General features: G+C 43.2%; 17 protein-coding genes and 1 other RNA gene. 4 read left to right on the top strand and 14 right to left on the bottom strand.

The features are described 5' to 3' along the window. Positions 1-10: 10 nt before the first annotated feature. The 9 genes from ACZ5Q7_RS04390 to tadA all read right to left on the bottom strand — a co-directional run bounded on the left by ACZ5Q7_RS04390 (position 11) and on the right by tadA (position 6112). The gene (locus ACZ5Q7_RS04390; protein WP_343752187.1) at positions 11-1429 is read right to left on the bottom strand and encodes an aminotransferase class I/II-fold pyridoxal phosphate-dependent enzyme; all 1419 of its coding nucleotides are present in this window, start codon (positions 1427-1429) and stop codon (positions 11-13) included. A gap of 86 nt (positions 1430-1515) precedes the next feature. After that, complete coding sequence (locus tag ACZ5Q7_RS04385; RefSeq protein WP_343752185.1) at positions 1516-1707, bottom strand: sigma factor G inhibitor Gin; 192 nt, start codon at positions 1705-1707, stop codon at positions 1516-1518. Positions 1708-1890: 183 nt separating this feature from the next. After that, positions 1891-2157, bottom strand: coding sequence for a pro-sigmaK processing inhibitor BofA family protein (locus ACZ5Q7_RS04380; protein ID WP_343752184.1), 267 nt, complete (start codon positions 2155-2157; stop codon positions 1891-1893). A 71-nt stretch (positions 2158-2228) separates the two neighbouring features. Next, positions 2229-2447, bottom strand: a complete 219-nt coding sequence (locus tag ACZ5Q7_RS04375; RefSeq protein ID WP_343752183.1) for a YaaL family protein — start codon at positions 2445-2447, stop codon at positions 2229-2231. Between the two features lie 22 nt (positions 2448-2469). Further along, entirely contained in the window at positions 2470-3066 is a 597-nt protein-coding gene (gene recR / locus ACZ5Q7_RS04370; protein WP_343752182.1) for a recombination mediator RecR, read from the bottom strand. A gap of 56 nt (positions 3067-3122) precedes the next feature. Continuing rightward, positions 3123-3437, bottom strand: a complete 315-nt coding sequence (locus ACZ5Q7_RS04365) for a YbaB/EbfC family nucleoid-associated protein (RefSeq protein ID WP_343752181.1) — start codon at positions 3435-3437, stop codon at positions 3123-3125. A 29-nt stretch (positions 3438-3466) separates the two neighbouring features. Then, positions 3467-5158 carry a DNA polymerase III subunit gamma/tau gene (dnaX, locus tag ACZ5Q7_RS04360; RefSeq protein WP_343752180.1) on the bottom strand — a complete coding sequence of 564 codons (1692 nt, stop codon included), beginning with the start codon at positions 5156-5158 and terminating at the stop codon, positions 3467-3469. 147 nt (positions 5159-5305) lie between these two features. Continuing rightward, an RNA gene (gene ffs / locus ACZ5Q7_RS04355) (signal recognition particle sRNA large type) lies at positions 5306-5571 on the bottom strand. A 61-nt stretch (positions 5572-5632) separates the two neighbouring features. Continuing rightward, a complete protein-coding gene (tadA, locus tag ACZ5Q7_RS04350) occupies positions 5633-6112 on the bottom strand; it encodes a tRNA adenosine(34) deaminase TadA (protein ID WP_343752179.1) in 480 nt (159 codons plus the stop codon). A 129-nt stretch (positions 6113-6241) separates the two neighbouring features. On the opposite strand from tadA, the gene ACZ5Q7_RS04345 reads away from it, so the two are divergent. Further along, positions 6242-7531, top strand: a complete 1290-nt coding sequence (locus ACZ5Q7_RS04345) for a glycoside hydrolase family 18 protein (protein ID WP_343752178.1) — start codon at positions 6242-6244, stop codon at positions 7529-7531. 48 nt (positions 7532-7579) lie between these two features. Here the strand turns inward: ACZ5Q7_RS04345 and ACZ5Q7_RS04340 are convergent, their stop codons facing one another. The 4 genes from ACZ5Q7_RS04340 to ACZ5Q7_RS04325 form a co-directional block, all read right to left on the bottom strand. Continuing rightward, positions 7580-8098 carry a type 1 glutamine amidotransferase domain-containing protein gene (locus ACZ5Q7_RS04340; protein WP_343752177.1) on the bottom strand — a complete coding sequence of 173 codons (519 nt, stop codon included), beginning with the start codon at positions 8096-8098 and terminating at the stop codon, positions 7580-7582. 171 nt (positions 8099-8269) lie between these two features. Continuing rightward, positions 8270-9985 carry an acetate--CoA ligase gene (gene acsA, locus ACZ5Q7_RS04335; RefSeq protein WP_343752176.1) on the bottom strand — a complete coding sequence of 572 codons (1716 nt, stop codon included), beginning with the start codon at positions 9983-9985 and terminating at the stop codon, positions 8270-8272. A 385-nt stretch (positions 9986-10370) separates the two neighbouring features. Continuing rightward, positions 10371-11270, bottom strand: coding sequence for a hypothetical protein (locus ACZ5Q7_RS04330; RefSeq protein WP_343752175.1), 900 nt, complete (start codon positions 11268-11270; stop codon positions 10371-10373). Beyond that, a complete protein-coding gene (locus tag ACZ5Q7_RS04325) occupies positions 11260-11733 on the bottom strand; it encodes a sigma-70 family RNA polymerase sigma factor (protein WP_343752174.1) in 474 nt (157 codons plus the stop codon). The genes ACZ5Q7_RS04330 and ACZ5Q7_RS04325 overlap by 11 nt, the downstream gene beginning before the upstream one ends. Before the next feature lie 494 nt (positions 11734-12227). On the opposite strand from ACZ5Q7_RS04325, the gene ACZ5Q7_RS04320 reads away from it, so the two are divergent. Further along, positions 12228-12641: a DUF3221 domain-containing protein gene (locus ACZ5Q7_RS04320; RefSeq protein ID WP_343752173.1), complete on the top strand. Its 414-nt coding sequence runs from the start codon at positions 12228-12230 to the stop codon at positions 12639-12641. Between the two features lie 89 nt (positions 12642-12730). Then, complete coding sequence (locus ACZ5Q7_RS04315) at positions 12731-12886, top strand: hypothetical protein (protein ID WP_343752171.1); 156 nt, start codon at positions 12731-12733, stop codon at positions 12884-12886. A gap of 1 nt (position 12887) precedes the next feature. Here the strand turns inward: ACZ5Q7_RS04315 and ACZ5Q7_RS04310 are convergent, their stop codons facing one another. Continuing rightward, on the bottom strand, positions 12888-14393 hold the full coding sequence (locus ACZ5Q7_RS04310) for an IS5 family transposase (protein ID WP_464432985.1): 1506 nt from the start codon (positions 14391-14393) through the stop codon (positions 12888-12890). Positions 14394-14442: 49 nt separating this feature from the next. On the opposite strand from ACZ5Q7_RS04310, the gene ACZ5Q7_RS04305 reads away from it, so the two are divergent. After that, the gene (locus ACZ5Q7_RS04305; protein ID WP_464433110.1) at positions 14443-14772 is read left to right on the top strand and encodes a hypothetical protein; all 330 of its coding nucleotides are present in this window, start codon (positions 14443-14445) and stop codon (positions 14770-14772) included. Positions 14773-14839 lie beyond the last annotated feature (67 nt).

Raw genomic sequence — 14839 nt, 5'->3', positions numbered from 1 at the left:
GTTAGCTCCTTTATTGAAAAACGTTGATCGTTCCGGCAACATCCCGATGTTGGAACGAAACACCTTGACGCCGCAGCTGTTCCACCAGCTGAAGATGCCTGTCCCGAATCCGCTCCCCCTTCAAAATAAGGGGAATACCCGGCGGATATGGGATGACCGGCTCAGCCGCTGTATAGCCCGCTGATTGCTGAAAAGAAATCGGCCGACTGCAACGCTCATGCATTTCCTGATAATCCAGATGAAGTTCGGTCAACTTTTCTGAAAATAAGTCGTCCATATTTATTATAGCATTATTCTCTGTAAATTTTAATTGTGTGCCTATGCGTGTGATAGCATTCTTCAAATGAACCATTCCCGTGAAAGGCGTCAGTCCATGAACCATTAAAACGTGATTATGATTGGACAGCTCTGGATAAATAGCTTCTTGTTCCAGGGCACGGGCAAGGACATTACCTGTGATTCCGGCTTTTGTCTGTATGGTTATTTTTAACGGATCATCCGATTCCAAGATACTCCACGCCCAGCTATCTTCCAGTATTGCCTTCATTTGTGCGGCACTGTCCGTAATAGTCGTGACGTCGCGATTGGTCAACGACGCCAAATAAAAACGGGCCAGATCCAATGTTGCCATAATCGGATACGACGGGCTACTCGACTGAAGCATTTGCAAATAATGGCTGATGCGATTCGTCGCCAGCCGCTGTGAACGAATGTGCAAATAGGACCCCATCGTCAGCGCCGGTGCCATTTTGTGCGCCGACTGAACCACGCCATCCGCACCGAGATCCAATGCGGATGCAGGAAATGCCCTGCCTAGTGAAAAATGAACACCATGGGCCTCATCAACAAGTACTGGTATATGATATGCATGAGCAAGGTCAATCATTTCTTTCAGTTCAAATGTCCCACCAAAATAATCAGGGTAGGTCAAAGCAATTGCTTTAGCATCTGGGTGCTGTCTCAGTGCCTGCTGTATGGTATGAATAGACGGTGCTGTATAACGATCTTTGGCCTCATCCCATTCAGGTGCTGCGAACACCGGTCTGGCCCCACTCAATTCCAGTCCATTAATAATGGATTTATGACTGTTTCGTTGTACAATGATCGTATCCCCGGGCTGGCATACAGCCATAATCATGGCCAGATTTCCTGCTGTGCTGCCACCGACAAGAAAAAACGTTTCATCAGCGCCAAAAAAAGCGGCTGCCAGCTTTTGTGCATGCCCAATGACGTCTTTTGGTGCGTGCAAATCATCAAGACCGGTCAATTCCGTCATATCCAACGGCAGGACAGCATCAAAAAAAACTCGCCCTCGCCCTGGAAATATATTGCCATTTTTATGGCCGGGAACATGAAACGACATTGGGTCCCTCTCGGCCATTTGCTGCAATGCATCATACAATGGGGTTTGCATTTGGTCCATTGTCATATATACTTCACCTTTTTCATGGTTTCCTAGTCTATTTCATTAAAAAAGGTCTCTGCATTAAATAGACAAGAGACCTCAAATCATTTCTAGGAATATAATGTTGGTTGATTCACATTTTTTAATTTCTGTAGATAGTAACGATATTTTTCTTCTCTTGGTTCTGTCTGGACCATGTTTGTTTCACATTCACGGCAAATAAACATTTTGTATAAATGGATGCCGCGTTCTTTCTCTTCTTCACAAATACCGCATCGTTCGGTCATGATTTTTTGTTCCATGTCCCCACCTCCGTTAGTTTAGTATCTCCTAATCTAACGAATCGTATACATGATAATCTTGTAAATGTAGATTTTTCATAGCTTTTGTAATATAGATGGTTGCTTTTGCCTATATACAACAGTATATGCGAGGAGGGCTTTTTTCTTTACCGATATTTGGGCAATACGCTTCAAACATGACCGTCACGGTATAATGAACAAATGAATAGCGCCGAGTGATGCCACGCCAAACAACCCCAAAAACCCGGAAACAGCTGCTGTAAAGAGGTTGATGGGGATATGCAACCCAATAGCTCCTCCAAAAACATTAACGAAGAAAAGAAACAAAATGCCAATCCCCATTTTCACGGTACCGTTGGCAATGAAGCGTACCGGCTTCACGGGGGCACCTGCAAACAATAAGACAATAATCAGAGCAACCATAATCGATATAACTAGCGTCGAACTCAATTTCGAACACCCCTTTTCCTTGTCCCTTTCTACTTATATATGAAAAGATGTACGAAAAAAGAACGACTTATCTATCGAGTGTAACGAATGATGCCAATATGACGCCGTTTAGCCTCACGCAGCAAAAATAAGTAGTTTTCCCTAGCGAGATTCTGTCTGAAAAAAACATCTTCTGTCGGTTCAATACTTTTATCAACGATCGCTTGAATCTGTTTCCATTCGTGCTCCAAGGCTATGATCGCATCCAGCAATTGTTGATCTGTTTCCTTGTTTTTTCTTGTTTTTCTCATACCATCACCTGATCATGCATGTTCATAGGTCTTTCCGGCCTTCAAGAGCCTTGGATAATGTCACTTCATCCGCGTATTCCAAGTCACCTCCGACCGGCAGTCCATGTGCTATTCGACTCGTTTTAATACCTGATGGTTTAACAAGACGGGAGATGTACATCGCTGTTGCTTCGCCTTCAATGTTCGGATTCGTCGCCAGAATCAGTTCATCGACACCCTCATCTTTAAGTCTGTTAATCAAGTCCGAGACATTAATATCTTCCGGGCCAATGCCATCCATGGGGGAGATGGCGCCGTGCAGAACATGATACTTTCCGTTGTATTCCTTCATTTTTTCCATAGCGATGACATCTTTCGGATCTTGCACAACACAGATAATGGAACCATCTCTTGACGTATCCTGACAAATCGCACAAGGATCCTGGTCAGTGATATGTCCACATCTAGCGCAATGCGTCAGTTCCCGTTTGGCATTGACTAGTGATTTGGCAAAGTCCATCACATCATCGTCGTTCATATTTAACACAAAAAATGCCAGCCGGACGGCAGTTTTCGGGCCAATCCCTGGCAATTTTGTAAAACTGTCAATCAATTTGGAAATCGGTTCTGGATAATACATTCCGATGCCTCCTCGAACAACGGCGCAAGGGTTCTCTCAGTAACAGATGGACCGGATTAAAACATTCCCGGTATATTCATGCCTTTGGTAAATTCACCCATCGTGTCATTCGTTTTATCTTCAATTTGTTTTAAAACATCATTGGTTGCCGTGAGAATCAAATCCTGCAACATATCCAAATCGTCCGGGTCAACCACTTCTTCAGAAATCTGCACGTCCGTTATTTCCTTTTTGCCGTTTGCGGTAACGGTGACCATTCCACCGCCACTGGACGCTTCAAAGGTCATTTCATGCAATTCTTCCTGGGCCTTCTCCATTTTTTTCTGCATCTTCTGCATTTGTTTCATCATGTTATTCATATTACCTTTCATCGAAAACGCCTCCTTAAAATAATCAGTTACTAGTCACGAATTTCCAACAAATCATCGCCAACGAGCTTTCTAGCTTCCTCCACCAGCGGATCATCCTTCTGGTTATCTTCTTCGGCCGGCGATGGGTCTTCCTGTTTGCTTATATATTCATTACGCAATTCCTGCCATTTATGCGCAGGAATCGGTATAATCGTCCAGTCTTTCCCTGTGACATGTTTTAAAACCGATTCAACCGTCTCCTGGTTATCGAGGAATAAGGAACAATGAATGTCATACTTAAATTGAACTATGAGCGCCTCTTGGGATGCAGCCGCTGGTTTGCTGTCCTGAATCGTAGCGTGAGCCGGAGCACTGACGGATTTTAGCCTGGAAAGAAACGATGCCCATTCGGACTGCACGTCTTGCAAAAGCGGCCGTTCTGCCGCATCCAGTACACGTCGGATTTTTTCATAAGGAACATCGTAGCTGTTTTTGGATGATTTGGGTTTCGGACGCCTTGGCTCATTGGATGGGGACGGCTGTTTGGCAGCGGGAGGTGCTTCTTTCAGTGCATTCAGCTCTTGTTCCAGATGCTGAATCTTTGTCGCCAATTCAATGACTTTATCCGAATTCTGTTCATGTTGCGGTACGTGCTGCTCCTCCTTACCGGCAATCGTCAGCAGGGCAATTTCAATAAATACTTTCGGATTAGTCGTCCACTTTATCTCCTGTTGACACTGATTCAGATGAGCAATCGCTTCCTGAATCCAACTACTGGAAATATCACTAGCCAGCTGTTGGAACGCATCATCAACCATGGCCCGCTCCAAAATGCCTTCCAATGACGGGGCACTTTTATAAAGCAGCAAGTCACGCAAAAAATAGATAAGATCGTAGACAAAGCGGGCCGGATCTTTGCCATTTTGAATCAGCTCATCCAATAATGACAGAGACTGCTGCACATTCCGCTGCTCCAACGCCTGCACAATATCTGTCAAAATTCCCTGTGCCACACCACCGGTCACGGCCAGAACATCCTCCATATCGACGCGGTCATCACAGTAGGAGATAGCCTGATCAAGAATGCTCAGCGCATCCCGCATGCCGCCCTCTGCTGCTAACGCAATGGCTTCCAATGCTTCAGACGATACAGCTATATTTTCTGCGTTGATAATTGTTTGCATACGTTCAACGATGGATCGGTTTGTAACTGGCTTAAAGTCAAAACGCTGGCACCGTGACGCGACCGTCAGTGGAATTTTATGCGGTTCGGTTGTAGCCAAAATAAACACGACATGATTCGGTGGTTCTTCTAACGTTTTTAACAGTGCATTGAACGCACTGGTGGAGATCATATGCACTTCATCAATAATATACACTTTATAAGGAACGCTGCTTGAGGCGTATTTCACTTTATCACGTATCTCACGTATATCCTCAACGCTCGTATTCGAGGCAGCATCCATTTCAATAACATCGGAAATGGAACCATCCTGAATACCAAGGCAAGCATTGCATTCATTGCATGGCTCTAGAACAGGGGCTTGCTCACAATTGATCGTTTTTGCAAAAATTTTCGCCGCACTGGTCTTCCCTGTTCCCCGCGGTCCGGAGAATATATAGGCATGAGAGAATGTCTCCTGGGCCACTGCATTCTGTAATGTTTTCGTAATATGAGTTTGTCCAACAACATCCTGAAACTGTCTTGGACGCCATACACGGTATAATGCCTGATAGCTCATAATGCATGCTTCCTCTTTATATAGTGTGATTCCATTATACTCGATAACTGGGGGGATGTGAACCTTTTCAATCGATACCAACCAATAAACGAAAAAACTGCACCAGCCGCAAAACAAGCGCTGATGCAGTTTGTTGAACCTATGTAACCGTGCACCCATTGTTGATCGGACATCCCTAAGCGTTACCCAAGTTCATGGCTCGGCTCAGGCTTCCCCGCGGCACACAAGAATAACCAATTACTGCTGCTTCCTTCCGGATCTGACAGGGTTCATGGGTTCCTGTTGCGCAGGACCTGGGCGTCAACACCAATCCCTTGAGGCAGACCCTAAAGACGCCTGACCTCGAATGGGAATTCGGCCTTGCTATAGCGGCTTGCAAGTACAGGGCACCGCTACCTCCCCGCTTAGCACGGTAATGGTTATTATACGTACTATCGGGGTAAAATGCAATGAAAATCATTGGATGGATGTATTTTACAGTTTCCGGTCGTTACTTGTTTTTTTCTGACTCCGCAAGTTCCGGAAAAAATCCGTTAAAAGAAGGCTGCATTCCGTCTCCAGAACACCGCTGACAACCGCTGCCCGATGATTGAATTGCTCCTCATCAAGCAGATTCATTAACGTACCGGCACAGCCTGCTTTCGGATCGGGGGCGCCGTATACAACCCGTTTGATTCGTGATTGAACAATCGCACCGGCACACATGGGACATGGTTCAAGCGTTACGTACAATGTACAATCTTCCAATCGCCAGCTTCCGATGACTTGATTAGCCTTTCGAATGGCGATCAGTTCTGCATGCGATAAGGTTGTCCGGGACGTTTCCCGGATATTATATCCTGCAGCGATCACCTGTCCCTCGCGAACAATAACCGCTCCGATCGGGACTTCATTGATGGCTTTTGCCTTGTTGGCCTGTTTGATTGCTTCATGCATAAACGTGGCATCATTCATAAACACCCAACACCTCACTGACCATCAGTATAACTTATTCCGCCGGCAAATGACATATGTGACAGAGGTATATCTAGGTGTAGTCAAACATAATGTGGAACTAGGATATAAACGAAGGAGGGAATATTCGTGCAAATTCACGTCGTACAGCCAGGCGATACCTTATATGCCATATCCCATTTATATGGTACATCCATCAATGAACTCATTGAAGCCAACGAATTGGATGAACCGGGCAGCCTTGTTGTCGGGCAAACGTTGGTCGTACCAATTATCGGGCAATGGTATGTTGTCCAGGCTGGTGATAGTCTGAATTCGATTGCCCATACATTTGGCATGACTCAACAGGAATTAGCGGTGGTAAACCGTCTACCTGTCAATCAAAAGCTGCCCATTGGTTACAGATTGTATATTCCGGAACAGGCCAAACGTGCAATCGCCACTTTCGCTTATGTAGAACCTTACGGGGATCGCGTTTCCGATACATTGGTAAATGCAACAACCAAAACATCACCATATTTGACGTATATCGCCCCGTCCAGTTACAACGTCAGCCGCGACGGAACACTTACCCCGCCGCCACTAGATAACTTTCATCAGATCGCTGCCGAAAACAATACAGCCATGGTACTTGTCGTGACGAACCTGGAAGAGGGTGAATTCAGCAGAGAGCTCGGACACATCATCGTCACCGTCCAAGCCGTGCAAAATACACTGCTTGATAATATGATCAATACCGCTGCCGAACAAGGTTACCGTGGGGTCCATTTTGACTTTGAATTTTTGCCGCCGGAAGACCGGGAAGCTTACAATCAGTTTCTGCGTAAAGCTAAACAACGCCTGTCCGAAAAAGGTCTTTTTCTATCGACCGCACTCGCTCCGAAAACCAGTGCCCAGCAGGAGGGCGGCTGGTATGAAGCACATGATTATGCCGTCCACGGGGAAATTGCTGACTTTGTCGTGCTCATGACATATGAATGGGGATACAGTTACGGCCCACCGTTAGCGGTATCACCAATAAATGAAGTTCGTAAAGTTGTCAACTTTGCATTGAGTGTCATGCCTGCTGATAAAATAATGTTGGGTCAAAATCTGTATGGTTATGACTGGACATTGCCTTACGAGGAAGGCGGTGAACCTGCTGAAGCAATCAGTCCGCAAAAGGCCGTAAACCGTGCACGCATTCATAATGTGGCCATCCAGTACGATAACGACGCACAGGCGCCATTTTACACGTATTACGATAAACAAAACACAAAGCATGAAGTGTGGTTTGAGGATGCACGCTCCATCCAGGCCAAATTAGAACTGATAATGGAACTTGGGCTGCAGGGGATTGCTTACTGGAAGCTCGGACTGGCTTTCCCGCAAAATTGGCTGTTGCTGCAGGATCGTTTTCAAATAAAAAAATGGCCATAAGCAACAATCCCCCTCAAACACATGCATGCTCGAGGGGGAGTATTTTTATCAGCTGTTTAACAATTGCAATGCCTCCTGATTAAAGGCAGGGATATCGTCGGGCTGCCGGCTCGTCACGAGCTGATTGCAGCAAACGACCACATCTTCGTCCTTCACATTGGCACCAGCATAGGCCATATCGGTCTGAATAGATGTAAACCCGGTTGCTGTCCGACCTTCCAGCTTTTTCGCTGTAATTAAGAGCTGGGGTCCGTGGCAGATAGCAAACACCGGCTTGTCCGCATCCATAAACTGACCCGCAAACCGCACAAAACGTTCATCAGCACGTAGCATATCCGGTGAAAATCCGCCGGGAATAAACAATGCGTCAAAATCGTCTGGATTCACTTGGTCAATCGCCTCATCTATGGTAACGGATGTTTCTTTATTTTTGCCTGTTACGTGTTTTCCTTTTTCTTTCTCAATGGTCACAATCTCATGACCCGCATCCGTGAATGCCTTTGCCGGTTCCGTGTATTCCACATCTTCAAACATGTCCGTTATGACAGTTGCTATTTTTTTGTTCATGACCTTCACTCCTTCCGGCTAAATGAAATTTATGACCAATAATCATCAAGATGATCACACATCTCGTATTATAAAACCTAGCAGGACAGATATACAATCAAACAGCTTATCCATCCCCATTGAGACAAAAAAGAGCCGCCACCAAATGATGACAGCTCTTATATCCCCAAATTACGTTTCCAATGTGGATGTATCGCCAGTCGGCAATCCAAGCTCTTGTGATCTAAGCAAACGGCGCATAATCTTTCCGCTGCGCGTCTTCGGAATACCCTCTTTCACTTCCAACTCACGTGGAGCCGCATGGGCACTCAATCCAGTTTTGATAAATTGACGGATTTCTTCAAGCAATTCCTCCGACTCCTGATACCCTTCATTTAAAGTGATAAATGCTTTGACAATTTCCCCGCGTTCTGGATCCGGCTTGCCAATAACACCGGCTTCCGCAACAGCAGAATGTTCAATCAATTTGCTTTCCACTTCAAATGGACCAACGCGTTCACCGGATGTATTGATCACATCATCCAAGCGTCCCTGGAACCAGAAGTAGCCATCCTCGTCTTGATAAGCACTATCACCGGAAACATACCATCCATTAATAAAGTAACTTTCAAATTTTTCCGGACGTTGCCAAATGGTGCGCATCATAGCCGGCCACGGTGCTTTGATTGCAAGATTTCCCATTTGGTAGGGCGGAACTTCATTGCCCTCATTATCAACAATGGACGCCTCGATTCCCGGTATTGGTTTGCCCATCGAACCCGGACGGATTTCCAGCGATGGAAGGTTCACAATCAATTGTGCACCCGTTTCGGTCATCCACCATGTGTCATGAATACGCAGATTGAATGCTTGCATGCCCCATGTGATCACTTCTGGATTCAGTGGTTCACCAACACTCAACACATGACGCAAGGATGATAAGTCATGCCGTTTCACTGGATCCTCACCAGCACTGACCAATTTTCGCAATGCCGTTGGCGCTGTATACCAGACCGATACATTGTATTGTTCAATCGTGCCATACCAAGCATCCGGACTGAATCTGCCCCCGCGGACCACGTTAGTGACACCGTGCAGCCATGGCGCAAAAATGCCGTAACTGGTTCCGGTTACCCAGCCCGGGTCGGCCGTACACCAGTAAACATCGTCTTCCCGCAAGTCAAGCACCCATTCAGCCGTTTGGTAATGCTGAATCATGGCATGATGAACATGGTAGACGCCTTTTGGTTTTCCGGTTGAACCGGACGTATAATGAATCAGCATACCATCTTCCAAATCGACCCATTCCATAGCAAATTCAGAAGAGGCTTCCTTCATTTCCGAGGCATAGTCGATATACTTATCAGACGTCTCATTGTTTTCGCCGACAAGGACGATTTTTTCAAGATCAGGCAAATCCTCCTGTGGTACCCGATCCAACAAGTCAGGGGTTGTTACCAGCATGCTTGCCTGACTATCCTGCAAACGATCCCGGACTGCTTGTTCCATAAATGCTTCAAACAACGGGCCGGCAATCGCACCGGTTTTCATAATGCCGAAAAACACCGCATAAAATTCTGGACTTCGCGGAAGAAAAAGAAAGATACGATCGCCTTTTTCAACATGATGCTTCTTAAGTACATTGGCAAACTGATTGCTTTGTTGACGCAGCTCTTCAAACGTCACTGCTTCCTCCCGCTCCGGTGATGAATATAACAAGGCCGTTTTATCTTTTTTAGCGGGATTTTCAGCATGGCGATCAATTGCTTCATAAGCCATATTCACTTTGCCTGTTTCATGCCAGGTGAAGTTTTTTTTGACCTCCTCCCAGGAAAACGTCTCGCGCATCTTTTCATAGTTTTGTAAATTAAAATGCCCGTTCTGCGCGGGTATACGTTGCATATCCATGTTTATCATCCCTTCCTTGTTTTGCAATCGGTTACAATAATCCGTATTATATACTTATAGAATCACTGAACCAACTATGCAACCAGATGAAATTAATTAAATCATATTGTGACTGTTTTCTATTTTAAAACGTTTTGTGACATTTTTAAAGTATTTTGATTTAAAATACACCGGAGAAGTACGCATACAGATGCAACCCCTTGCCATGTTATCATTTGAAAGGTGAAACGAATTTGCATATAAAAAGCACAGAATTGAATCTGTGCTATCATCGTTATTAACTTCTATTTTTTTACAATTGCCTACAATTGAATGATGAAAATAAAAAAGTGGATATGAATCACTTATTTATTGGCACGAACGCTACCTGATTATTCAAGTCCATTTACTTTTCAACCATAGACAGCAACACTTTTTCCATTTTTTCTTTTGACAATGCTTCTGCAAACATTACGATTTTGTAATCTTTTTCTGGTACAGCAACCCTCATACCACCCCTGAAACTAGCACTCTCATCTTTAGGGGAAACTACATCAAACTGAAGCCCATTTGAAGAATACGTTTCGGATTTTTTATAAGGGCCATCCCCAAGCATCTCCTCCATAATATCTTTTTGATTTATATTCACCTGTTGTGTCCAAAACAGATACTCTCCATTGCTATAATTTAATGAAACAACTGGTTCCTCATCTACATTTTCGATAGAGTAATTTTCGCCAATTTGATTATAACTCTCAGGTATATATGTTGGCTTTGTGATGGTGAAACTAAATTTTGCTTGCTGTTGCACTTCCTTTAGTGCAAATTTATCTGTGTAAGATTGCTGTAAATCTCCAATTTGGTTTAGTCTCGCTGCCTCGTTCTCATTAGGTTCTCTATTTTCTTCTTTTATTCTACTCCATATTTCGGTTCGTTCTTTTATTAGTTCACTATAATCGTTGAATTCTTCTTCCGTTAAATTTTCCTTTGCTAGTTCTAAGTGTCGGTCGAAATCATCAATTTCTTCTTGACTCTCATCAGGATAAGCTTGCATTAAATTTTCTTCCGACCCAAATATTTGATTTATTAATGATTCGGCAGCATCTGCGATGTAAGAACCGCCAAAAGTGACACCCGAACCAATAATCACTACTGAAGCAACTGAACTAAGTATCCACTTAGGAACTCTTCTCTTTTTCTTTCCTTTTGATTCTGCTTGCCTTACACCTGATTCAATTCTCTGATGAAGTTTTTCCTTAGGAACTTTTATATTTTGCATATCTTCTTTTAAGTTCTTACCTTTCACAAACATCATCCTCCTTCATGTCCTCTCGCATTTTTTGTAAAGAACGGTATAATACAGACTTTGCTGTACTCGTAGGAACCCTCAATATGTCAGCAATTTCTTTAAAAGTATAACCATAATAATATTTTAAAAGGACAATACTTTTCTCTTGCTCATTTAAATTTTCAATGACTCCCCTTAGAGTTATGGATAGAGTAATGTTTCCATCATCTTCGCCCAAATTATCGGTATATTCCGGCTTTAAATGTGTGATGTTTTTTTTCTTTCTTACCAGATCAATCGCGGAGTTAATTGTAATTTTGATTAACCATGTTTTAAAATACTGCGGATTCCTTAAATTGTTAACTTTGCTGTAGGATTGGAAGACGGTTTCTTGAACGATATCGAGTGCATCAGCTTCATTTTTTGTATAGACATACGCTGTTCGATAGATATCATTCTCGTATTCCTTCATAAGTTTCATGAATGCATCCTTATTACCACTTTGGGCTTTTTTTACTAACCTTTTCATAAAATACTTACTTCACCCCCCTTTCTTTTACACACGTATTAGACGGTTGAATATCATCATTAGTCTAAAATTTATCGAAGTTTTTTTATTCAATTTAATATGCTGTGTACATTCTTAAGCAACCAGGACGTTTTGTTTAGAAATCCGAAACTTATAATGAGATTAATACGTCCTATTCTATAAACAATTAAGGAGGAGTTTAATCAATTAAGAAAATCTTTCTTTTTGTCATTACCTTGCTAATAAGTGTTTTATTAATTGGATGCGGTTCCAGTAATCCAATTAATAACGATGATAACACTCAGGCAAAGGGAGACTGGCCTGTATATGATTTTGAAGAAATAATAGACGAGGTAGACTTAATCGCTTTTACTACTGTTGAAAATACCCAAAGTAAGGAAATAATTAATTTAATACGTTTTATACTTTAGGAAGGAGAGGAATCAATGAAAAAGTCTTTTGCTTTTATTGTTACTTTACTTGTATGTATTTTGTTAGCAGGATGTGGTATAAGCGAGCAAAATAATTCTGATACAGCTAATTCGAGTCAAGAAGTAGCAGGTTATATAGTCGAAATAGATGGTGACGACGTTTTACTTTTAAAAGATGCTTCGTTAGAGGAATTTCAAAAAGTCGAGGATAAGTTTGCTTCAGATGACCCTTCTTCCAATTTTAAAGGTTCTAATCCAACCTTTGATGGTCCTGATGATGGTAATTTTATGTATATAAACTATAAAGATGTTGATGAGGAAATAAGCGAATATGAAAAAGGTGATAAAATCAAAGCCCAAATAGGTAGAGAGATTAAAGAATCTTATCCTACACAAGCAGACGGAAAAGAAATTTCTTTAAAAGACTAGTCACTTTATAAAACGGGCGCGTTAATCGAACAACTGTATGCGGGAATTGGGCCATTTAACGGCATAAATATTACTGGGGAGGAAGTTCAATGGTTAGAACAAAAACATTAGTATTTTTCTTTTCCATTTTATTATTAATAGCGATTTTAGCCAGTTGCTCAAAAGAAAACCTTGCATTAGATGAGAATGTTTCCAGTATCGAAGTGTACAAATTTGATGAAGATACATTAGGGGTTGCTGAATGATTTATATCTTACCTAAGAATAATAGGGGCTTTCGATCTCGGACCGAAAAAAGGTTCTCGACCATTAAATATAAAACGTATAAAAAAGTATCCCGGAGGATCTTTTCAAGATTCATAACCAGGAACTGGATGGAAATGACCGTTTCACTGGTCACCCGAAGACATGCTGAAATAAGGCCAAGTCCATACGAACGCTTGCCCTCGCCAAACTTGCCTTCTATCGCATTTCGTTCTGCGGCATCCTGATATTCAATTTGTTTTTGAAGCCGGTTCTCCTGAGCATTTTTGGAAGGGCGGCCGAGTTTTGGTCCGCTCAGCCGGATGCCGCGCTCCTTGCAGTAGCGTCGGTTTCCCCTTGTCCGGTAAATCTGGTCAGCCAGGACCGCCTCCGGATAAGTACCATGGCGCCTACAATAGGCCTCAATGGAGTCCTGAAGATAGACTCCTTCATGATAGGCGTCCCATGACAGTTTATCCAGCGTGGTATAACCATTGATCATGCTTACGGAGATTTTGGCCCCGAACTCAACATTGGCATCTGTTTTACCACGTACAATCGGACGTACATGAGGCTGGTGGATACTGACGATGCGATGGTCGATTTGATGCTTTTTATGGTCATACATGTGCTGCTGTTGACGGGTTAGTTCCTGTATGACCAATAATTCCCCATACTGACGCTTGTCCAAAGGTGACAGTCCTACCTGTTGCACGAGGAACGAGATGTGTTTTAAGTTTCTCTGAACGTAGTTTAGCTGCTTGCCAACGGCTTGTCGAACGTTTTTGCGTCCCGGTTGCTTTTGCTTGGAAATTGCCAGATAAGCCTTGCGGGCTTTCTTTCGATAGGTACGTGGTTTCCGTCGCTCACCTTTCAAAGGTTCATGCAGCGTATCGATCATGGCTTCAAGCTTTTCCCGTGCCTGATTTAACAAATTCAAATCCGTTGGATAGGCGATATCGGCTGGGGCACAAGTGGCATCCATCATCAGCTTTCCCTGATTAGGTAAGCTATCAGCCGTTCCCTGATTGGACTTGTCACCATGTGAACCGCCGGTTCCTTTATGGTCATTATCTGAATCATCATCATCGTCCTGGTCACGCTTTGTTTGTTCTTCCACTATCCATTCATTGACTTGGTTGACGATGGAAGCATCCAGGCGTTTACGGAAATACGTCATGGTCGAGGCATGAAAAGGCGCTTCTTCCTGAAAAGATGAAAGCCCGATAAAATACTGAAGATACGGATTCTCCGTAATCTGTTCCACAGTTTCCCGGTCACTCAGTCCAAGACGCTCTTTTATGATTAATGCGCCAAGCGCCGTCCGGACCGAATAGGCTTTGTTTCCTCTTGTTGAATCATTCAGGAGTTGAACGTACTCATCTTCAAGTTTTGACCATGGAATCAGATTGGCCATAACAGCCCAGCGGTTATTAGGGTTCAAACGACCCCCAAAAGGGAGGAAAAATTCATCCGGCATGATCATTTGACGTTCATTATGTTCGTACATTGTCAGGCCTCCAGGTGCAAGGTTTTTTCGTTGAATTTGTCTCTATCCCTTGCAACTTATTTCGACAAAAAGACGCAAAGTTCCTGTCCAATCAGTCATTTTTATTTATTCAGCAGCCCCTACATTAGTTGATACGATTGAAGACGAGGAATTTATAGATAAACTTGTAAAGGAATTGAATAAAGCTACAACAGAATCAACGGCAAATATGGATTTCGAATCACCTGATTATGAGTTAGTCTTCAAAAGTGCTAAAGACAAGAAAATACTCAATATAGGTTATTTTAAGAAAGTGATGTATTTAGGCGTAAAAGGGCGTTATTGGAATGAAGATGAAGATTTAATGTATCAAGTAGACCTTGAATTACCGATTGACTAAGTATCTGTGAACTACAATCGGGCGAGCGGAACGCTTAGGCTTGCGTCTGTATCACCCGTTCACAACC

This window comes from Lentibacillus halophilus, from assembly GCF_055395055.1.
The sequence above is the reverse complement of the archived record's forward strand: the minus strand, read 5'-3'. Positions and strand labels throughout refer to the sequence as shown.